Annotated in this window: 15 protein-coding genes; 11 read left to right on the top strand and 4 right to left on the bottom strand. The window is 65.1% G+C overall.

Annotated elements, in window-relative coordinates; translation table 11 throughout:
• Nucleotides 1-7 precede the first annotated feature (7 nt).
• On the bottom strand, nucleotides 8-3,058 hold the full coding sequence (gene fdnG, locus UB48_RS04180; RefSeq protein WP_082075388.1) for a formate dehydrogenase-N subunit alpha: 3,051 nt from the start codon (nucleotides 3,056-3,058) through the stop codon (nucleotides 8-10).
• Between the two features lie 435 nt (nucleotides 3,059-3,493).
• On the opposite strand from fdnG, the gene UB48_RS04175 reads away from it, so the two are divergent.
• From UB48_RS04175 to UB48_RS04130, 10 genes are all read left to right on the top strand, one after another.
• A complete protein-coding gene (locus UB48_RS04175; protein WP_045195665.1) occupies nucleotides 3,494-5,644 on the top strand; it encodes a TonB-dependent receptor in 2,151 nt (716 codons plus the stop codon).
• A gap of 44 nt (nucleotides 5,645-5,688) precedes the next feature.
• Nucleotides 5,689-7,404 carry an ABC transporter substrate-binding protein gene (locus UB48_RS04170; protein WP_045194287.1) on the top strand — a complete coding sequence of 572 codons (1,716 nt, stop codon included), beginning with the start codon at nucleotides 5,689-5,691 and terminating at the stop codon, nucleotides 7,402-7,404.
• On the top strand, nucleotides 7,401-8,333 hold the full coding sequence (locus tag UB48_RS04165) for an ABC transporter permease (protein ID WP_045194283.1): 933 nt from the start codon (nucleotides 7,401-7,403) through the stop codon (nucleotides 8,331-8,333). Before UB48_RS04170 ends, UB48_RS04165 begins: the two co-directional genes overlap by 4 nt.
• 22 nt (nucleotides 8,334-8,355) lie before the next feature.
• Nucleotides 8,356-9,639, top strand: coding sequence for an acyl-CoA dehydrogenase family protein (locus UB48_RS04160; protein WP_052676470.1), 1,284 nt, complete (start codon nucleotides 8,356-8,358; stop codon nucleotides 9,637-9,639).
• A gap of 19 nt (nucleotides 9,640-9,658) precedes the next feature.
• A complete protein-coding gene (locus tag UB48_RS04155; RefSeq protein ID WP_045194281.1) occupies nucleotides 9,659-11,002 on the top strand; it encodes an LLM class flavin-dependent oxidoreductase in 1,344 nt (447 codons plus the stop codon).
• Between the two features lie 28 nt (nucleotides 11,003-11,030).
• Nucleotides 11,031-12,086, top strand: coding sequence for an NADP(H)-dependent aldo-keto reductase (locus UB48_RS04150; protein ID WP_045194279.1), 1,056 nt, complete (start codon nucleotides 11,031-11,033; stop codon nucleotides 12,084-12,086).
• Nucleotides 12,087-12,109: 23 nt separating this feature from the next.
• A complete protein-coding gene (locus UB48_RS04145) occupies nucleotides 12,110-13,000 on the top strand; it encodes an ABC transporter permease (protein WP_045194278.1) in 891 nt (296 codons plus the stop codon).
• A complete protein-coding gene (locus tag UB48_RS04140) occupies nucleotides 12,997-14,658 on the top strand; it encodes an ABC transporter ATP-binding protein (protein WP_045194277.1) in 1,662 nt (553 codons plus the stop codon). The genes UB48_RS04145 and UB48_RS04140 overlap by 4 nt, the downstream gene beginning before the upstream one ends.
• A 26-nt stretch (nucleotides 14,659-14,684) precedes the next feature.
• Nucleotides 14,685-15,893, top strand: a complete 1,209-nt coding sequence (locus UB48_RS04135; RefSeq protein WP_045194276.1) for an acyl-CoA dehydrogenase family protein — start codon at nucleotides 14,685-14,687, stop codon at nucleotides 15,891-15,893.
• 61 nt (nucleotides 15,894-15,954) lie between these two features.
• A complete protein-coding gene (locus UB48_RS04130; RefSeq protein ID WP_052676499.1) occupies nucleotides 15,955-17,307 on the top strand; it encodes an MFS transporter in 1,353 nt (450 codons plus the stop codon).
• A 90-nt stretch (nucleotides 17,308-17,397) separates the two neighbouring features.
• On the opposite strand, the gene UB48_RS04125 is transcribed toward UB48_RS04130, so the two are convergent.
• Complete coding sequence (locus tag UB48_RS04125) at nucleotides 17,398-18,498, bottom strand: sigma-54-dependent Fis family transcriptional regulator (RefSeq protein ID WP_045194273.1); 1,101 nt, start codon at nucleotides 18,496-18,498, stop codon at nucleotides 17,398-17,400.
• A 10-nt stretch (nucleotides 18,499-18,508) separates the two neighbouring features.
• Complete coding sequence (locus UB48_RS04120) at nucleotides 18,509-19,684, bottom strand: acyl-CoA dehydrogenase family protein (RefSeq protein ID WP_045194272.1); 1,176 nt, start codon at nucleotides 19,682-19,684, stop codon at nucleotides 18,509-18,511.
• A 214-nt stretch (nucleotides 19,685-19,898) separates the two neighbouring features.
• On the opposite strand from UB48_RS04120, the gene UB48_RS04115 reads away from it, so the two are divergent.
• Nucleotides 19,899-20,114 (top strand): molybdopterin-binding protein, encoded by a 216-nt coding sequence (locus UB48_RS04115; RefSeq protein ID WP_010227092.1) that lies wholly within the window; start codon nucleotides 19,899-19,901, stop codon nucleotides 20,112-20,114.
• A gap of 54 nt (nucleotides 20,115-20,168) precedes the next feature.
• Here UB48_RS04115 and UB48_RS04110 read toward each other — a convergent pair whose 3' ends face one another.
• A complete protein-coding gene (locus tag UB48_RS04110; protein WP_045194271.1) occupies nucleotides 20,169-21,590 on the bottom strand; it encodes a cytosine permease in 1,422 nt (473 codons plus the stop codon).
• Between the last annotated feature and the right edge of the window lie 127 nt (nucleotides 21,591-21,717).

Below are 21,717 nucleotides of genomic sequence, written 5' to 3'. Positions count from 1 at the left end.
TTCGCCCTCAGACCTTTTCAATGTTCACGAGAAACGCCTTGTACTCCGGCGTGTGGGTGTTCGACTCGCCGATGCCCGGGGTCAGGGTGTTGGCCAGGAAGCCCTTGCGCGTGCTGCCTTCGTAACCCCAGTGGCAGGGAATGCCGATGGTGTCGACATCCTGGCCATCGACGGCCAGGCGGCGGATGCGCTTGGTCACCACGGCCTTGGCCTTGATGTAGCCACGCTTGGTGCTGACCTTGACCAGGTCGCCCTGAACGATGCCCTTGTCGGCGGCGAGCTTCTCGCCGATCTCGATGAACTGCTCGGGCTGGACGATGGCGTTCAGCCGCGCGTGCTTGGTCCAGTGGCGGAACAGCTCGGTGATCGAGTAGGTGGTCGCCACGTAGGGGAACTCTTCGCGCTTGCCCATGCGCTGGCGGTCGCTTTCGTACAGCCGCGCGGTCGGGCTGTAGGTTACGTTCGGGTGCAGCGGGTTGCTCGCCAGCGGGCTTTCGGTCGGCTCGTAGTGCTCGGGGAACGGCCCGTCGTTCATGGCGCCGACCGAGAACAGCCGGCCCAGGCCTTCGGGCAGCATGATGAACGGGTTGACCTTGCCACCGGGGGCGGCGCTGACGGCGAAGTCGGGCACGTCGACGCCGCTCCAGCGCACACCGTCCCAGCCGATCAGCTTGCGTTTCGGATCCCACGGCTTGCCCTGCGGGTCGGCCGAGGCGCGGTTGTAGAGGATGCGCCGGTTCTGCGGCCAGGCCCAGGCCCAGCCCGGGGTGCAACCCAGGCCGCTGTCGGCGTTGTCGCGGCGGGCCATCTGGTTACCCTGTTCGGTCCAGGAGCCGGCGAAGATCCAGTTGAAGCACTGGGTCGTGCCGTCGTCGCGCAACTGCGAAAAGTCGCTGAGCAACTGGCCCTTGCGCAAAATCAGCTTGCCTTGCTCGTCGTGCAGGTCGGCCAGGGCGCGGCCGTTGGACTCCTTGGCCACTTCCTCGGGCTTGGGGTCCAGCGGGTCGGCGTAGTCCCAGGCCATATTGAGGATCGGTGCCGGGTTGGCGCCGCCTTCCTTTTCGTACAGCTCGCGGATCTTCAGGAACAGGTGGCCGAGGATCTTGCCATCGTGCCAGGCCTCGCCCGGAGGCGCCGCGCCGGCCCAGTGCCACTGCAGCCAGCGTCCGGAGTTGACGATCGAGCCGTCTTCCTCGGCAAAGCACGAGGAGGGCAGGCGGAACACTTCGGTCTGGATCGCCGCGGTGTCGACGTCATGCTGCTCGCCGTGGTTCTGCCAGAAGCTCGAGGTCTCGGTGGCCAGCGGGTCGATGATCACCAGGAACTTGAGCTTGGCCAGCGCTGCCTGGGCCTTGTTCTTGTCGGGGAAGGCCGCCACCGGGTTGAAGCCCTGGGCGATGTAGCCGTTGACCTTGCCTTCGTACATGCGGTTGCTGAAGTTGAGCACGTCGTAGCTGTCGTCCCACTTGGGCAGCCAGTCGAAGCCCCAGTCGTTGTCTTTGGTGGCCTTGTCGCCCCAAAGGCTTTTCATCAGGCTGACGAAGAATTTCGGCGTGTGTTTGTAGTAGTTGACCTGATCCTCCAGCAGCGCCACCGGCGTCACCTGCTTGAGGTAGGTGGCCATGTCGGTCTGCTCGTCGGACGGCAGGTTCATGTAGCCAGGCAGGCGCAGCGACAGCAGGCCCAGGTCGGTGTAGCCCTGGATGTTGGAGTGGCCGCGCAGGGCGTTGACGCCACCACCGGCCATGCCGATGTTGCCCAGCAGCAGCTGGATCATGCCCGAACCGCGGATCATCTGCGCGCCGTTGGTGTGGTGGGTCCAGCCCAGGGCGTAGAGGAAGGTCGCGGTCTTGTCCGGGGCGCTGGTTTCGCCAAGGATCGCGCAGATCTTCAGGAAGTCATCTTTCGGCGTGCCGCAGACGTTGGTGACCATCTGCGGGGTGTAGCGGCTGACGTGGGCCTTGAGCAGGTTCCACACGCAACGCGGGTGCTGCAGGGTCAGGTCGCGCTTGGCGTAGCCCTTGCTGTCGAGCTCGTAGGTCCAGGAGCTGCGGTCGTAGCTGCGCTTGTTGGCGTCGTAGCCGCTGAACAGGCCGTCGTCGAAGTGGTAGTCCTCGCGCACGATCAGGCTGGCGTTGGTGTAGTGGCGTACGTATTCGTGCTGGATCTTGTCGTGGCTGATCAGGTAGTTGACCACGCCCATCAGGAAGGTCACGTCGGAGCCTGCGCGGATCGGCGAGTAGATGTCGGCCACCGCGGCGCTGCGGTTGAAGCGCGGGTCGACGACGATGACCTTGGCGCCGTTGCGGATCTTCGCCTCGATCACCCACTTGAAGCCCACCGGGTGCGCCTCGGCGGGGTTGCCGCCCATGATCAGCACAACGTTGGCGTTCTTGATGTCGACCCAGTTGTTGGTCATGGCGCCACGGCCAAAGGTCGGCGCCAGGGCCGAAACCGTCGGCGCGTGGCAGACCCGCGCCTGGCTGTCGGTGCCGAGAATGCCCAGGGCACGGGTGAAGCGCTGGTCGAGCGAGCCGGTTTCGCTGCTGGCCGCCGACGAGCAGAGCATGCCGGTGCTGAGCCAGCGGTTGACCGTGGTGCCCTTGGCGTTCTTCTCGATGAAGTTGGCGTCGCGGTCGTCTTTCATCAGCCGGGCGATGCGTTCGATGGCGTGGTCCCAGCTGATGCGCTGCCATTTGTCCGAGCCCGGTGCGCGGTATTCGGGGTAGAGCAGGCGCTGTTCGCTGTGCACATAGTCGACCAGGCCGGCGCCTTTAGGGCACAGCGAGCCACGGCTGACCGGATGATCAGGGTCGCCTTCGATATGGAAGATCCGCGCCTTGGCGTTCTTGGCGCCGTCGCCGAGGCTGTACATGAGAATCCCGCAACCGACCGAGCAATAGGTGCAGTTGTTACGGGTTTCCTTGGCGCGCAGCAGCTTGTACTGGCGCGACTGGGTCGCCTGGGCCACGCCCGGGGCAAAGCCCAGGCTTGCACAGGTGGCGGTGGCGACGCCGGCGGTACACAGCTTGAAAAACTGTCGTCTGCCAAGTCCCATGGGTATCTCCTCATTCTTATCGGCTGCACAAAGCTGCGGGCATAGGCATGCCCGGCAACAAGGCGTCGCAAGCGCAGTTGGCTGGGGTGTCGAAGCACGGTGTGTCGCAGGTCCCTGTCTGGCGCAGGGTTTTAAGCGGACGTATGCGCGCTAGTGTATTCCCGTACGGAATGTGGGACTAATCGACCTTGTTGATAGGTCTATCGACAGGATCTATCAAGGCCTGGGCCATGATCAACTGTTCGCCAGGCAACAGCAGTTGGACAGATACCCGCAATTCGAACAATTGTTTAAACCGTTGAAACCGCTCAAACCCAAGGATTTCAAGGGATTTTGTGGTTGGCACGGACGCTGCAACAGCTCCCTTCGAGATTGACTATACCAATAGAAACTCGCCTATTTTTTAATCAGGTGGGGAGCAAGACCTTGAATTTCGTGCCTCGGGCAACATCCGTTTTATCCAAATCTTCGACCAAAGTAGTAGGCAAGGACTGGAAGCTGGCCAGCGTCGGCGCCGCCCTGTTGAGCCTGGCGCCGCTGGCCCAGGCCGAAGACGCTGCACAGACTGAAAAACGCCTGGAGACGGTTACCGTCCAGGCCGCCAAAGCCACCCCGGTAGAAGCGGCGCAGGCGCAACTGGACGAGATCCCCGGCGGTACCGGGCTGGTCCAGCAGGCCGAGGTGGAGAAGGGCCGCTCGGCCACCCTCGAAGACACCCTGGCCTATCAGCCGGGGGTGTATGCGCAGGCGGCCGGCGGCAACGATGCGATCAAGATTTCCATCCGTGGCTCGGGCGCCAACACTTCGCCTGGCTATTTTCGCGAAGGCACCAAGTTTCTCTTCGACGGCCTGGCCCTGACCGGCGCCGGAGGCACGCCCTATGAGCTGCTCGACACCCAGGGCCTGAGCTACACCGAAGTGCTGCGCGGTGCCAACGCCTTCGAATACGGCGCCTTGTCGCTGGGCGGGGCGATCAACTTCGTTACCAACTCCGGCCTCACTGCGCCGGGCAACCGCATCAAGGTCGAAGGCGGCAGTTTCGGCTGGCAGAAGCAGACCCTCAGCACCGGTGGCGTGGCTGGCAATGCCGACTACTTCATCAGTGTCGACAACTCCAAGCGCGACGGTTACCAGGACTTCACCTTCACCAAGGCCAAGGGCGTAGTGAGCAACTTCGGCTACCGCTTCAACCCCAAGCTGGAAACCCGCCTGTACATCCGCTACCGCGAGGAATACCACGAAAACTCCGGGGCCCTGACCCTGGCGCAACTGAAGAAGAACTCCTCGCAAACCAACCCCAGCACCCGCGCCACCCGCGGCGACTCGACCAAGGAAGGCTCGACCTGGGTCGGCAGCAAGACCACCTACACCTTCGATGACGATTCGACCCTGGTGGCCGGGCTGGTCTATCACAACTACCCGCAGATCCTCAGCAAGAAGAGCACGGTCAACCCCAACTACTGGGACTGGCGCGACATCAACTACTCGCTCAAGTACACCCGCAGCGACCAGCTGTTTGGCCTGCCGAGCACCACCACGGTCGGCTGGAACAGCACCCAGCACATCCGCTCCGGGGTGCGCACCTACAGCGGCGACAAGGACCTGGGCCGGTTGCAGAAGCAGGTCGAGTACGACGGCTCGTTCGACCATGTGTTCTCGCTGGGCAACGACCTCGGCCTGACCGACAACCTGTACCTGTCTACGGGCCTCTCGGCCATTGAGGTCAAGCGCAATGTCGATGTCAATTTCAGCGATCGGCCCAACACCAGCGGCATCCCCAGCCACTACCGCTACCAGGAATGGAAACTGGCGCCACGGCTCGGCCTGCGCTACTACCTGACCCCGGACGTACAGGTATTCGGCAACGTCAGCCGCTCGATCGACCCGCCCAGCTCCTGGTCCAGTTCCGGCTCGGGGGTGACCACCAACTTCGCCAAGACCCTGGTGCCACAAAGCGCCAACACGGTTGAACTGGGGATTCGCGGGCGTTCGGACATTTTCGACGGCAGCCTGACCCTGTACAAATCGTGGATCAAGGACGAACTGCTCAACGTCGAAATCCTCCCGGCCACCAACACTTCGGCCGCGGTGGTCTCGACCTCCAACGCCAGCCCGACCATCCACCAGGGCATCGAGGCGGGGCTGACCACCAAGCTCTGGCAGCGCGATAACGGCGATGTGCTGAGCTGGCGCCAGGCCTACACCCTCAACGACTTCCACTACCGCAACGACCCGCTGTTCAGCAAGAACGAGCTGCCGGGCCTGCCCAAGCACATCTACCAGGGCGAGCTGTTCTACCAGTACGCCAACGGCTTTTACGCCGGGATCAACGTGCGCTCGGCATCGAGCACGGCGGTGGACTACGCCAACAGCTTCTACGCGCCGTCCTACACCCTGTGGGGCGCACGCCTGGGCTACGACGCGCCGAACAAGACCTGGCAGGTGTACCTGGACCTGAAGAACCTCACCGACAAGGACTACGTCACCGCCCTGGTGCCCAGCTACGACGCCAAGGGCCAGGACACCGCCTCGCTGTACCCGGGTGACGGCTTCGGCGCCTACACCGGGATTGCCTACAACTTCTGAGCCAGGGGCGGGTGCCGTTCGCGCGGCACCTGCAGGAGAACCGCATGAGAGTAATCGCAAGGCTGGGCGCGCCCGCCGTGCTTGGCGCGCTGCTGGCCCTGGGCGCCTGCAAGCCGGTGGAGCAATCGCCGGAGCAGGGCAGCAGCGGCATCGACGGCACGCTGCACAACGGCACCCTCAGCTATGGCGCGCAGGACTATTACGAGGCCGCCCCGGGCAAGCCCGGTGGCACCCTGCGGGTGTCGACGGCCTCCGACACCACGACGCTGGACGTGCATTCGATTTCCCACGGCAATGTGCAGTGGCTGGGGCGCATTCTGTTCGACTGCCTGCTGTACCAGGACGAGCAGGGCAATATCTCGCCGTGGCTGGCCAAGGCCTGGGAGATCTCCGACGACGGCAAGACCTACACCTTTCACCTGCGCGACGACGTGACCTTCAGCGATGGCGAGAAATTCAACGCCCGTGCCGTGCAGGTCAACCTTGAACACATGCGCGACCCGGCGACCAAATCGCCGCTGGCCGCTGCCTACATCGCCCCATATGTCGACGGGCGCATCGTCGATGAGTACACCTTCGAAGCGCACCTGCGCGAGCCGTATTCGCCGTTCCTCGATGTGCTGGCGCAGTCGTGGCTGAGCATGATCTCGCCCCGGCAGATCCTTGAAGCGCCGAAGACCATCGCCGAGCACCCGATCGGCTCCGGGCCCTTCGTGCTGGAAAGCTACACCCGCGACCAGGGCGCCAACTTCGTCAAGCGCAAGGGCTACAACTGGGCGCCCGCAGTCACCCGCCACCAGGGCGAGGCCTACCTCGACCGCCTGGAGCTGAGCATCGTCCCCGAGCCGATGATCCGCTTCAGTACCCTGGAAGCCGGCCAGTCGGACTTCACCGTCGACGCCCCGACCCAGAACGCCCGGGCTATCCGTGACAACCCGGACTTGCAGATGCGCAGCCGCATTCGCAAGGCCAACCCGTTTCGCAGCCTGACCTTCAACGTCGAGCGCTTTCCCTTCGACGACGTGCAGGTGCGCCGCGCCGTGGCCAAGGCCATCGACCGCGACGGCCTGGCCTGGATCACCGGTTTTGGCGAGTACCTGGCCAAGGGTGATTTTCTTGCCGCCAACACCCGCTACTACGACCCGGCATTCAAGGATGTACTGGCCTATGACGTCGCCGAGGCCAACCGCATTCTCGACCAGGCCGGCTGGAGTGAGCGCGACGCCGAGGGTTACCGGGTCAAGAACGGCCAGCGCCTGGCCGCGCACCTGCTGACCTACGAAACCGCGGCCTACCCAAGCAGTATCGCCGTGGCCATCCAGGCCGACCTGAAGAAGATCGGCCTCAAGATCGACATCGACCTGCTGCCCCTGGCCCAGGTCACCCAGCGCCGTTACGCCAGTGATTTCCAGCTGATCGGCGGCGGTTACTGGCACACCAACACCCCCGATGGCCTGTACATCCTCTATCACAGCCAGGCAATCAGCACCGCCAAGCTGATCGGCCAGAACGCCGGGCGCTTTCGCGATGCCGAGCTCGACCGGGTACTCAGCGCGGCCCGGCAGACCACCGACCCGGTGGCGCTGAGCGACCTCTACCGCATCGCCCAGCAGCGCCTGGCGCAGACCATCCCGGCGGTGCCGGTGTTCGAGAGCCATGTACTGCTGGCCTACCGCAAACAGGTCAAGGGGCTGATTTTCGACACTTCGCACAACACCCCGTTTTTCACCAGTGTCTGGCTCGAGCCGGAGGGCAAATGACTAGCTTAAAGCGATTGGCCTGGCGCCTGCTGGCCGGCATCGGCGTGCTCTGGGGCGCGGCGACCCTGACTTTCCTGGCCATCAACCTCAGCGCCGGCGACCCGGCCCTGGCGATTCTCGGCGGCCCCGACGCCATGCCCAGCGCCGAGCTGATTGCCCAGGTGCGCGCCGAATACGGCCTCGACCAGCCGTTGTGGGTGCAGTACGGCCAGTACCTGGCGCGCCTGGCCCAGGGCGATCTGGGCGAGTCGTACCGTTTGCGCATTCCGGTGCTGCAGGTGATCGGCAGCCAGCTGGGCGCCACCGTGCAGCTGTCGCTGGCCGCCGCCTTGCTGTCGATTGTGCTGGCGGTGAGCTGCGCGGTGCTCACCGCCAACCGGCCGCGCTGGGTGCGCTCGCTGGTGTCCGGCACTGAACTGGTGCTGTCGTCGGCGCCGTCGTTCGTGATCGGCATCGTGCTGTTGCTGGTGTTTTCGTTCGGCTGGCACCTGCTGCCGCCATCCGGTTCCAACAGCTGGCAGGCGCTGATCTTGCCGAGCCTGGCCCTGGCCCTGCCGATTGCCGCGGTGCTGACCCAGGTACTGCGCCAGGAGCTGGAAGACATCCTCGAACAGCCGTTTATCGCCATGGCCCGCGCCCGCGGCATGTCCGAGACCGGCGTGCGCCTCAAGCATGCCTTGCGCCATGCCCTGGTGCCGCTAGTGACCTTGTCGGGCTTTGTTTTCGCCAGCCTGCTGGGCGGCGCGGTGATCATCGAAATGCTTTTCGCCCGCCAGGGCATCGGCCGCTTGATGCTCGACGCCGCCGTGACCAAGGACATGCCCTTGCTGCTGGGCATCACCTTGCTGGCGGCGGCGATTTATGTGCTCGTCAACTTTCTCGTCGACCTGATCAACCACTGGGTCGACCCGCGCAGCAAAAGCCTATGAACCCGAATTTCAAGGACCAGCCATGAGTGCCCATGAACTGCCAACAGCCCTGGCTGCGAACCCCGCAGGCCAGGACTACGTAAACCTGCAGGCGCGCTTTGCCCCGGTGTTTGCCCGCATTGCCGAAGGTGCGGTCGAGCGCGAGCAGCAGCGCACCCTGGCCCATGAGCCGGTGGCCTGGCTGCGCGAAGCCGGCTTTGGCGCCCTGCGCGTGCCCCAGGCATTGAACGGCGCCCAGGTCAGCCTGCCGGTGCTGTTTCGCCTGCTGATCGACCTGGCCGAAGCCGACTCCAACCTGCCGCAAATCTTTCGCGCCCACTTCGGTTTTGTCGAAGGCCGGCTGTCCAGTGGCGATACCGCTTCGCAACAGCACTGGCTGGCCAAGGTGGCGGCGGGGCAGTTGTGGGGCGCGGCCATGGCCGAACGCACCGACACCACCGGCAATTCGGTGCGCCTGCGCGCTGCCGACCCGCAGGCGCCCGAGGCCGGCTGGCTGCTGCACGGCGAGAAGTACTACTGCACCGGCGCCATCTATGCCGACTGGGTGGCGGCGGTGGCCATGCTCGACGAGGATTTTGTCAGCGTGGTGGTGCCGACCACGGCGCCAGGGGTCAGCCTGGAAGATGACTGGGACGGTTTCGGCCAGCGCCTGAGCGGCAGCGGCACTACCCGTTTTGCCAATGTCGCGGTGCCGCCGCAGCAGGTGCTGCGGCGCTTCAAGCCCGGCGAGCTGCGCGCCGAATCCTACCTGTCGGCCTTCTACCAGCTGTACCACCTGGCGACCCTGGCCGGTATCGCCCGCGCCGCGCAGCGCGATGCCGTGGCCTTCGTCCAGGGCCGCACCCGCGCCTTTGGCGTGCCGGGCCAGTCCAGCCCCAAGGACGACCCGCTGGTGCAGCGGGTGATCGGTCGTCTGTCGAGCCTGGCCTATGCCGCCCAGGCCCTGGTGCTGGATGTCGCCCAAGTGCTGCAGACCGTGCATGAAGCCGAGCTCGACGGTTCGATTGGCGAGGAGCACTACGTCGAGGCCGACATTCGCACCTACCAGGCCCAGCAGATTGTTCTCGAGCAGGTGCTCGAAGCCACCACCTTGCTGTTTGAAGTCGGCGGCGCCTCGGCCACCAGCCAGGCCCGGCGCCTCGATCGGCATTGGCGCAATGCCCGCACCCTGGCCTCGCACAACCCGGCGATCTACCGCGAGCGGGCGCTGGGCAATTACTACCTCAACGGCATCAGCCCTGGTGCCGCCTGGCGCCAGTTGCACGCCCAGGATAACGCCGCCCGCGATGAAGCCAGCGCGGTCTGACCCCACTCAAGGAGTTGCCATGAGCCAGCCTGCAAAACACATGAGCATCGGCATGAACATCCTCGGTTTCGGCGCCCACTCCGGTGCCTGGCGCCAGGCCGAGGTGCCGGCCAATGCCTATCTCGATCACCAGTACTACAGCAACATCGCGCGCATTGCCGAACGCGGCAAGCTCGATGCGATCTTCCTCGCCGACGGCCCGGCGCTGATCGGCGATGTTGGCCAGCATCCGGTCGGGCGCCTGGAACCTACCGTGCTGCTCACCGCCGTGGCCCTGGCTACCCGCCATATCGGCGTGATCGCCACCGCTTCGAGCAGCTATAACGACCCGTATAACCTGGCCCGGCGCTTCAGTTCGCTGGACCATATCAGCGGCGGCCGTGCGGCCTGGAACGTGGTCACCAATGCCGGTGATGCCGCCGCGCAGAACTTCGGCCTGGCCGGTGCGCCGCGACACGTCGACCGTTATGCCAGGGCCGATGAGTTCATCGATGTCACCCTTAAATTGTGGGACAGCTGGGAAGATGACGCGGTGATCGGCGATGCCCGCCGTGGGCATTTTGCCGACCCGGCCAAGGTGCATGCGATCGACTTTGTCGGCGAGCACTTTTCGGTCAAGGGCCCGCTCAACTTGCCGCGCTCGCCCCAGGGCCGGCCGGTGCTGGTGCAGGCCGGGTCTTCCGAAGGCGGCAAGGCCCTCGGCTCGCGCTATGCCGATGCGATCTTCACCACCCAGACCACCCTGGTCGACGGCCAGGCGTTCTATCAGGAAATGAAACAGCGCGCCCGCCAGTGGGGGCGCAACCCCGAGCACCTGAAAATCATGCCGGGGCTGTCGACGGTAATCGGCAGCAGCGAGGCCGAGGCCCAGGCGCGTTTCGACGAGCTCAACGCCTGGTACGGCGAAGAAGGGCTGATCAACCAGGTGGCGGCGCGGGTGGGTCTGGCGGTCAGCGAGCTGCAGCTGGATGCGCCGTTGCCCTGGGAACGGATCGGCCCGGTGGCGGAATTCGAGCGCGGCTCCCACGGTTTTCTCGAAGCCCAGCTGAACCTGGCGCGGCGCGAGAACCTGACCATTCGTGAGCTTTCGCGGCGCATCCTGGTCGGCCACCGGCTGATCGTTGGCACCCCGGAACAGGTCGCCGACAGCCTTGAGCACTGGTTCCGTGCCGGCGCTGCCGATGGCTTCAACATCATGCCGGACATGTTCCCCTCCGGCGTCGAGGTGTTCGTCGACCAGGTGGTGCCGCTGCTGCAAAAACGCGGGGTGTTCCGCCATGAGTACCAGGGCAGCACCTTGCGCGAGCACCTGGGCCTGCCGTACCCGACCAGCCAGTACCGACGCGCCGCCGAAGCGGTTTGAGCCTTTTTACTTTCGATACGGAGCGAGCATGATCAAACGTAGATTGGGCCACAGCGACATCCAGGTCAGCGTGCTGGGGCTGGGCAGCATGACCTGGGGCCACCAGAACAGCGAAAGCGATGCCCACCGCCAGCTCGACGCGGCGCTGGCCGCTGGTATCAACCTGATCGATACCGCCGAGATGTACCCAACGCCGACCCACGGCGAAACCTGGGGCAGCACCGAGCGCTTCATCGGCAGCTGGCTGGCGAACAGCGGGCGGCGTGCCGAGGTGGTGCTGGCCAGCAAGATCATCGGCCCGGCACGCCAGCCGGGGGCCGGCGCGCATATTCGTGAGGGCCGCACCCGCCACAACCGGGCCAATATCGTCGCCGCCCTGGACGGCAGCCTCAAGCGCCTGCAAACCGACTATCTGGACCTCTACCAACTGCACTGGCCAGACCGCACCACTAATATTTTCGGCCAGCGCGAATACCCTTATGTCGAGGATGACCGCGAAACCGTGAGCATCGCCGAGACCTTGCAGGTGCTGGCCGATCAGGTCGCCGCCGGCAAGATCCGCCATATCGGCGTGTCCAACGAAACCCCGTGGGGCGTGGCCGAGTTTTTGCGCCAGGCGCGTGAGCAGAACCTGCCGCGCATCGTCAGCATCCAGAACCCCTATAGCCTGCTCAACCGCCTGTACGAGGGCGGCCTGTCGGAGTTCAGCCAGCGCGACAACATCGGCTTGCTGGCCTATTCGCCGCTGGCCTTCGGCGCCCTGACCGGCAAGTACCTCAACGGCGCCTTGCCGCAGGGCTCGCGGCTGTCGTCGGTGTACCGCACCTTCAACCGCTACGACAGCCCCGGCGCCCATCAGGCCATCGCTGCCTATGTGGCGCTGGCGCAGGAGCTTTCGATCAGCCCGGCGCAACTGGCCCTGGCCTATGTGATCAACAAGCCGTTTGTCAGCAGCGCACTGACCGGGCAGACCAGCCTGGCGCAACTGACCGACAACCTCGGCGCATTGCAGGTGAAGCTGGGTAGCGAAGCCTTGGCGCGCATCGAGCAGATCCACCGGCAGATCCCTAACCCGGCTCCCTAACGTTCAGTTCATGGAGGTGCCCGATGGCGCCGATCAATTCAACGGCAGCGGTGCTGCCGGTCAGCGGCCTGATCCCGGCCCCGGCGCGTTTTGCCAGGCGCCGGCCACTGGCGGTGCGCCCGGGGCTGGTGCTGGCGGCGCTGTTCGTCGTCTTTTTGCTGCTGGCGGCGCTGCAGCCAGGCTGGCTGGTGGCCGCCGACCCGCTTGATGCCAACGCCCGCCAGGCGTTCCAGCCACCGGCTAGCCTGCACTGGCTGGGCACTGACGAGAACGGCCGCGACATCCTCGCGCGGTTGGTCTACGCGGTGCGCCCGTCGTTGGTACTGGGCCTGAGTGCCACGGCGCTGGGATTGCTGCTGGGCACCGTGCTCGGGCTGCTGGCCGGCCTCGGCCCACGGCTGGTCGACGGCGCGGTGATGCGCCTGGTCGATGTGCTGTTGGCCTTTCCCGACCTGTTGCTGGCGCTGGTGATCATCACCTTTTTTGGCCAGGGCGCGCTCAACACCATCATCGCCGTGGGCATCGCCAGCGTGCCGCGCTATGCGCGCCTGGTGCGCGCGCAAACCCTGGTGGTGCGCAATGCCGGCTACGTCGAGGCGGCCACGACCCTGGGCCTGCCACGACGGCAGGTGATCTGGCGGCACGTGCTGCCCAATGCGATCAAACCGATTTTGATTCTCGCCACCATCGGCATCGGCAGCACCATCGTTGCCGGCGCCGCCCTGAGCTTTCTTGGCTTTGGCGCGCCACCGCCGCAGCCGGAATGGGGCGGCATGCTCGCCATCGGCCGCAACTACCTGGCCAACGCCTGGTGGCTGGTGGCCTGGCCGGCCCTGGCCATCACCCTCACCGTGGTTTCGATCACCGCCATCGGCCGCGAACTGCTGCGCCGCAACGAAGGTAAACGCCTATGAACGCTGTTCTTCAACACCCCGCGCCGCTGATCGAGGTCAGCGACTTGCAGGTGCGCTTCGGCCAGGGCGTGCCGGTGCTCAAGGGCATCAGCTTCACCGTGCAGCAGGGCGAATGCCTGGCGCTGGTGGGTGAGTCGGGCTCGGGCAAGAGCGTCACTTCGCGCACCCTGGCCGGGCTCACCGGCGCCCATGCGCAGTTGCAGGCCAGCCGCCTGGCCTTTGCCGGGCAGGACCTGCGCCAGTTCGACGAGCGCGCCTGGCGCCGGGTGCGCGGTGCGCAAATCGGCTTTGTCATGCAAGACGCCCTGGGCTCGCTCGACCCCCTGCGCCCGGTCGGCAAGGAGATTGCCGAGCCGCTGCAACTGCACAGCGCACTGAACCGCGAGCAGCGTCAGGCGCGGGTGCTGGAACTGCTGCGCGCGGTCGGCGTGCCGGAACCTGAGCTGCGCGCCCGCCAGTACCCCTGGCAGCTCTCCGGCGGCTTGCGCCAACGGGCGCTGATCGCCTCGGCGATTGCCTGCAACCCGCGCCTGCTGATTGCCGACGAGCCGACCACGGCGCTGGATGCCACGGTGCAGGCCCAGGTCTTGAGCCTGCTCGAATCCCTGCGCGGCGACAGCACGGCGATGCTGATTGTCAGCCACGACCTGGCGGTGGTCTCGCGCCTGGCCAACCGCGTGGCAGTGATGCACAACGGCGTGATCGTCGAGCAGGGCAGTGTCGAGGCGGTGCTGCAAGACCCGCAGCACCCCTACACCCAGTACCTGCTCAAGGCCGGTGCCGCCGTGCATTTTCGCCGACCGCAGGCAGCAAAACTTGCGGCCGTGGCGCCGCCGGTGGTGGAAACCAGCGCGCCGCTGTTGCAGGTGCAGCAACTGAGCAAGGCCTTCAAGGGCCCGGACGGCGCCTTGCGCACCGTGGTCGACAAGGTTTCGCTGCAGCTGCACAAGGGCCGCACCTTAGGCATTGTCGGCGAGTCGGGCTCGGGCAAGACCACCCTGACCCGGATGATCCTCGGCCTGGAAACCCCCGACAGCGGCGCGATCCAGATCAAGGGCCGGCCCTGGCTGCAACTCGATGACCAGGAGAAACGCGCGCTTCGCCGCAGCATCCAGGTGGTGTTCCAGGACCCGCTGAGCTCCTTCGACCCGCGCTACACCGTGCAGCGGGTGTTGTACGAGGCGCTGCAAGTAGCCGGGCACCTGCGCGCGCAGTGGCGCCCGCAGGCCGTCGAGTTGCTCACCCTGGTGCGCCTTGACGAAAGCCTGCTGGAGCGGCGCCCGATCGAGCTGTCGGGCGGCCAGCGGCAACGCATCGCCATTGCCCGCGCCCTGGCCGCGCAGCCGCAGATCCTGGTGTGCGACGAGCCGGTGTCGGCGCTGGATGTGTCGGTACAGGCGCAGATCCTCGAACTGCTCGACGACCTAAAACAGCGCCTGGGCCTGGCCTGCCTGTTCATCTCTCACGACCTGGGGGTGATCAACCACGTCAGCGACCAGGTGCTGGTGATGAAAGACGGCGTGGCGGTGGAAAGCGGCGCCGTGCGCGATGTTTTCGACCGTCCGCAACACCCCTATACCCGTGCCTTGCTTGACGCCATTCCACACCTGGAAAGCGGTCGCAAGGTCAGTTTCGAATTTCTCCGCCTGGCGATCTGATCGCCTGATTTGCACAAGGAAAGTCCATGCCTGGTTTATCCGCAGTCCCCCCGATTGAGCGTCGCAACCTCGACGACCTCAAAGGCAATACCGAAAACCTGCTGGCGCTGATTGCCGCCGGCGCCGCGCAACGTGAGCGCGAACGCCAGCTGCCCTATGAAGCGGTGCGCCAGATTGCCCAGGCCGGGCTCTACACCTGTCGCATCCCCGAGCAGTATGGCGGCCCGGGTGGCAGTGTCAGCGATGTGATCGGCCTGCTGCTGCGCATCGCCTCGGTGGACTCCAACGTCGCCCAGGCGCTGCGCCCGGGCTTTGGTTTTATCGAAGGCTTGTTGTCGTCAACCGCCGACGGCGCCGAGGCCGAGCGCCAGCGCTGGTTCGCCCGCTACCTGCAAGGCGCGGTGCTGGGCAATGCCGGTTGGGAAGTGGGCGGCGCCAATGGCGCGATCAGTGCGCGCATCGTGCGTGACGGCGAGCATTACCGCGCCAGCGGCAGCAAGTACTACAGCACCGGCTCCCTGTACGCCGACTGGGTCAGCGCCGTGGCTCTGGATGAAAACGATCAGCCGGTGTCGTTCGTGCTGCCGCGCGAGCGCCAGGGCCTGGAGTTGCTCGACGATTTCGACGCCATGGGCCAGCGCCTGACTGCCAGCGGCACCACGCGCCTGAATGATGTCGTGGTGTACGCCGACGAGATCCGCACGCGCACCGTGGAGGAGGGCAAGCGGACCATCGTCACGCCGTTCCTGCAGTTGTTCCTGGCCACGGTGCAGGCCGGCATCGCCCGCAACGCGCTGGACGATGCCAGCCGCTTTGCCCGCGAGCACGCACGGCCGATCAAGCACAGCAGCGCCACGCGTTCGGTGGATGACCCTTACGTGCAGCTCAGCGTCGGCGAGATCGCCGCCCGTGCCTTTACCGCCGAAGCCGTGGTGTTGCGCGCGGCGGCGTCGATCGACCGCGCCTGGGCCAGCGGGCTTGATCCACATCAGGTTGACCAGGCCGCCATCGACGTGGCCCAGGCCCAGTACATTGCCGCCGAGTCCGCGCTCAAGGCTGCCGAGTTGCTGTTCGACGTCGGCGGCGCCTCGACCACCGGCCGCAGCCACAATCTCGACCGCCACTGGCGCAACGCACGCACGGTCGCCAACCACAACCCGCGGCACTGGAAGGCCGCAGCGGTGGGTGCCTGGCAACTGACCGGCACGCCGCCGCCGACGTCGGGCTTGTTCTGAGGTGGGCAGTTTGCAGGCGCCGCTGTTGACCCACAGCACCGGGCAATCACGGCGGGTACCGATGATCATCGGCTGTGCGTTGCTGATGGAGCTGATCGACTCCACCGTGGTCATGACCGCATTGCCACAGATGGCCAGCGAGTTCGGCGCGCCGAGTGTGCGCATGAACCTGGTGGTGTCGCTGTACATGCTCGCCGCGGCCCTGGCAGTGCCGGTCAGCGGCTGGGCGGCGGACCGCTACGGGCCGCGGCGGGTGTTCGTGCTGGCGATAGTGTTGTTCACCCTGTCGTCGCTGGCTTGCGCCCTGGCCGGGTCGTTGCTGCAACTGTGCCTGGCGCGCCTGTGTCAGGGCGCGGCGGGGGCGATGATGGTGCCGGTGGGCTTGATGATCCTGCTGCGCTGGTCGCCGCGCGAGCAACTGCTGCGCAACATGTCCTACCTGACCATCCCGCCACTGGTGGGGCCGATGCTCGGGCCGCCGCTGGGCGGTCTGCTGGTGACGCTGCTGTCGTGGCAATGGATTTTTCTGGTTAACCTGCCCATCGGCGTGCTCGGGGTGTACCTGGTGCTGCGGCATATTCCCGATTACCCCGGCGACAGCCAGCAACGCCTGGACCTGCACGGCTTGCTGCTGGCCAGTGTGGCCCTGGCGTCACTGGTGTTCGGCTTCGAGGCGCTCGGCCATGGTTTGCTGGCGCGGCGCTGGGTGCTGCTGTTGCTGCTGATCGGGCTAATAACAGCGCTGCTCTATGTGCGCCATGCCCGGCGTTGCGCCCAGCCGCTGCTGGACTTTTCGCCTTTGCGCGTAGGCAGTTTTGCCGTGAGTTTCTGGGGTGGCAACCTGTTTCGCCTGGGCACGGCGGCGCAGCCGTTCTTGATGGTGTTGTTGTTCCAGCTGTGCTTTGGTTTAAGCCCTTTGCATGCCGGTTTGCTGACCTTCACCGGGGGTGTCGGTGCCTTTGTGGTCAAGCTGCTGGCGGTGCGTATCGTGCGCCGCTTTGGCTTTCGCCGCACCTTGAGTATCAATGCGTTGTTCACCGGTTTGAGCCTGGGCGCCTGCGCCAGTTTCAACCTCGACACGCCGTACTGGCTGGTGGTGTTGATCCTGTTCGCCAGCGGCCTGATCCGCTCCTTGCAGTTCAGCGCCATGGGTGGCCTGAGCTATGCCGACGTGCCCGCCGAACTGCACAGCCGCGCCAGCAGCCTGTCGGCGGCGACGGTGCAGTTGACCATGAGCTTGTCGGTGGGGGTGGCTGCTTCACTGCTCAGTGTGTTGATGAGCTTGAAAGGTGAGCAGCAAGTGACGGTGGCGGATATCGCCCTGGTGATTGGCGTCGGGGCGCTGCTGTGCATGGCTTCGGCGCTGGTGTTTCGCACGCTGGCGGCGGATGCGGGGAGTGAGATCTACCGCTGAGCTTTTCTCGACTGGACTGCGACCGCTGCGCGCTCGATCGCGGGTCGAGCCCGCTCCCACAGGATGGGTGCAGGGCCTGTGATAAGGCCATTAGATCGACAAATTCAGCACCCGCTCGCCCTGGGTACTGCCCCCGGGCTGCCGGCGATTCACCGCCAGCTCGCCCATCTTGATCAGCCGGGTGCGGGTGACGTTGCGGCTCAGGCCGAGCAAGTTGGCGGTGTGCACCTGGTTGTAATGACTGAAGCGGTAGGCCGCGCGCAACAGTGCGTCCTCAACCTTCTCGTGCAAGGCGCCGCCAGGTTGTTCGAAGAGTTTCTGGAAAGCCCGCGCCAGCAAGCCTTCCGCCGAATCATCGCTGCCGGGGCTGTCGTCGGCGCGTTCGATGCGCATGTTCGACAGGCGTAGGTCCTCCTGGCGGATCACGCCGTCACGGCAGATCAGCAAGGTGTGATGGATGACGTTTTCCAGCTCGCGGATGTTGCCCGGCCAGCCGTAGCTGCGCAGCTTGGCTTCGGCCTCGCCGCTGAGGCTGACCTGGCCGTAGCCCAGGCGCTGGCTGTAGGCCTGGATGAAGTGGCGGGTCAGCGGCAGGATGTCGCCCGGGCGTTCACGCAGTGGCACCAGTTCCAGGCTGACGACGTCGAGGCGGTAGTACAGGTCTTCGCGAAAGTGCCCGGCGTTGATGGCTTTTTCCAGCTGCACGTTGGTAGCGGCCAGTACCCGCACATCGATGGCAATGCTCTTGCGCGAGCCCAGGCGTACCACTTCGCGCTCCTGCAGCACGCGCAACAGCTTGACCTGGATCGGCATCGGCAGGTCGCCGATCTCGTCGAGGAACAAGGTGCCGCCGTTGGCTTCTTCGAACCAGCCGGCCTTGGCACTGAGGGCGCCGGTGAACGCGCCTTTTTCGTGGCCGAACAATTCGGCCTCGACCAGCGACTCGGAAAACGCTCCGCAGTTGACCGCCACGAAAGGCTTGTCACGCCGGCCGCTGAGGTTGTGGATGTGCCGGGCGACCAGCTCTTTGCCGGTGCCGGTCTCGCCGATGATCAGCACGCTGGCTTCACTCGGCGCGACCCGCTGCAGGTGCGCCAGCAAGGCCCGTGACTTGGGGTCTTCGAACACCTGCGCGGTGGCGCGGATCGAGGTGGCCAGGGCCGGGGAGGGCGGTAGGGTCAACAATTGCATGGCGGTCACACTATGAGTAGAAGGTCGGAGTCGGCAATTGCCCGCGCAGGGCCCATTCACCGAGTTCGTGCAGCTTGTAGTCGAGCGGGTCGTGCAGGCTCTGGGTGCGCAGGTTGCGCCAGTGCCGGTCGAGGCCCACCGAGGCCTGGGTGGCGCGGGCGCCGGTGACTTCAAACACCTTGCTGCAAATCTCCAGGCCATCGCGGCTGGCGGCGACCTTGGCGGTCGCGATGCTCACCGCCAGGCGCCCGCGTTGTTCGGCGCTCAGCGCCGCGCCTTTGGCCCAGGCCTGGTCCAGCTCCTGGGCGGCCTGGTCAACCAGCAGCCGCGCACCCTGCAGGCGCACCCAGAAGTCGCCGAAATGCTTGAGTACATACGGGTCGGCGCTGCTCTGTTCGGCGAGCGATTTGAACCATGGCCGCGACTCGCGCAGGGCATAATCCCGGGCCTCTTCGAAAGCGCCCTCGGCGATGCCGAGGAAGATATTGGCGAAATGCAGCTGGGCAATCAGCGGCCGCAGGCAGGCGAACGGCGTGCTCAAGGGACCGGGGTCGAGCAGCAGATCGCTTTCTTCCACCCGCACCCGTTCGAAGCTGGCGCTGCCGCTGTCGGTCTGGCGCTGGCCCATGTTGTGCCAGTCGTTGTGCAGGGTGATGCCGGTGCGCCCGCTGGGGATCGCCGCAATCAGCAGCTTGCCGCCGGCGCTCTCGTCCACCGCCGAGGCGATGAGCATCTCTGAATCGCTGGCGCCAGAGCAGAAGCTTTTTTTACCGGAGAACTCGCGAAAGCTGCCACGGTCCTTGACCACCGTGCGGGTGTCCAGCGGGTTGAGGGCATTGCCCCAGAACCAGCTCTTGCGCGCGGTCAGTTCGAACCATGGCTGCCACTGCGCGGGCGTGGCAAACAGGCGCACGGTGGCGAGCATCAGGTGGTGAAAACCAAACACGTGGGCCAGGGAACTGTCGACCCGGGCGAATTCACGAACCACCTCGAAGGTTTGCCTCCAGCTGGCGCCCAGCCCACCGAACTCGCGGGGGATGCTCAAGGCCAGCAGGCCGCTGCTGCGGATGGCATCGCGTTCAACCTTGGGCGTGCCGCCCTGGCGGTCGCGCTCGACGGCGTTGCGGGCGAACTCGCTGGCCAGTTCCCGGGCGATGTGCAAAGGGGTCGATGGAGTGCGGTGCAAAGGTGGCGCTCACTTGCTCGATGAGGGTGGTACCGATGCTAAAGGATCTAAAAAACTGAAAATAAATAACTTGTAGGTCTTTCGATATGTCGATTTGTATATTTCGTTTTGTTCTATATTCGTAAGTATTTATTCTTTTTAATTTTATTCGCTCGAGCGCAATCTGCACCTCAAGCACTGCGCGGCAGTGCACCCCAGGACGAGGAAGCAGCACATGACCATCAAGGCGATCAACGTACGCAATCAGTTCAAAGGCACGGTCAAGGAGATCATCGAAGGCCCGGTGGTATCGGAAATCGACGTACAGACCTCCGCCGGCATCGTCACCTCGGTGATCACCACCCGCTCGGTGCACGAGCTGGAGCTGCGGGTCGGCAGCGAAGTGATTGCCTTCGTCAAATCCACCGAGGTGTCGATCGCCAAGCTATGAAGGGCAGGAACAAAAACAGGCCGAGCCCCGGTGATGGGGCTCGGCCTTTTTGTTTCAGGACTGGCTGGTTTGCGGCAGGATCATCTGCGCCGGGGCATCGGCAGCCTTGCGCCGCGCCACCAGGTAATACAGCACACTCGGTACGATCAGGCCGATGATCCACGACAGGTCAACGCCGCCCAGGTGGGCAACCATCGGGCCGGTGTAGAGCTTGGTGGAAATGAACGGCATCTGCACCAGCACGCCGATGGTGTAGACGATGATGCCAGGCAGGTTCCAGCGCCCGTAGCGGCCGTTGGGGTCAGCCAGCGCCGGCACGTCGTAGCGCTCCTTGGTGATGAAGTAGTAGTCCACCAGGTTGACCGCGCTCCAGGGCACGAAGAAGGTCAGCAGGAACAGGATGAACGACTTGAACGCGGCCAGGAACGAATGCTGGCCGAGCAGGGCGATCAACGTCGAAGCGCCAACGATGGCGAGGACGAAGAACAGCCGCTGACGGCGGGTGACTTCGATGTGCCCGCGAAAGCCACTGATGATGGTGGCGATGCACATGAAGCTGCCGTAGGAGTTGAGGGTCGAGATGGTCACCTTACCGAAGGCGATGCTGAAGTACAGCAGCGCGGCGGTGGCGCCGGTACCGCCCAGGCCGACGATGTAGGCCACTTCACGGCCGGAGAACTGGCCGTTGGCAATCGCCGCGGCAAACACCCCGAGGACCATCGACGCCTGGGCGCCGACCACCGAGCCCAGGCCTGCGGCGAGGAAGGTCTTGAACGATGAGGTGTTGCTCGGCAGGTAGCGCGAATAATCCGCGACATAAGGGCCGAACGAGATCTGCCAGGACGCCGACAGCGACACCGCGAGGAGGAACGAGGCCCAGGTGAAGTGGCGGTTCTCCAGCAACTGGCCGATGTCGCTGATGACCATGATGCGGCTGAACAGGTAGACGAAGGCGATGATTCCCAGCACGCTGGCCACCCGGCCGATCCAGTGGATCATGCGGTAGCCGAACACCGTGGCAAGGACGATGACCCCGGCGAAAATCAGAATGCCGGCGCTGTCGCTGACGCTCAGCAACTGGCCGATGGCCTGGCCCGAGAGCACCGTGCCGGTGGCGGTGAAGCCCAGGTACATCAGGCACACCAGGGCAATCGGGATGGCCGCGCCGTACACCCCGAACTGCACGCGGCTGGAGATCATCTGCGGCAGGCCGAGTTTCGGCCCTTGGGCGGCGTGCAGGGCCATGACCGCGCCGCCGACCAGTTGCCCGAGCAGCAGGCCGATCAGCGACCAGAACACATCGCCACCGAGCACCACGGCCAGGGCCCCGGTGACGATTGCGGTGATTTGCAGGTTGGCACCCAGCCACAGGGTGAACTGGCTGTAGAGGCGTCCGTGTCGTTCGTTTTCCGGGATGTAGTCGATCGAGCGCCGCTCGATCAGGGGCTTGCTGCGCGAGGCATTGGCCTGGGTCATTGCTCGGGATCTCCGCCTATTGTTGTGTTGTCGCGGTCGGGTCGCCAGCCGAACGCAGGCGGGCGACTGAAACAGATATGAGCATGTATATACAAATACAGTCAAGTGGAGGTGTCGGCTTTGCGGC

The sequence above is a fragment of the Pseudomonas sp. 2(2015) genome, from assembly GCF_000955865.1.
GTDB lineage: Bacteria > Pseudomonadota > Gammaproteobacteria > Pseudomonadales > Pseudomonadaceae > Aquipseudomonas.
The sequence above is the reverse complement of the archived record's forward strand: the minus strand, read 5'-3'. Positions and strand labels throughout refer to the sequence as shown.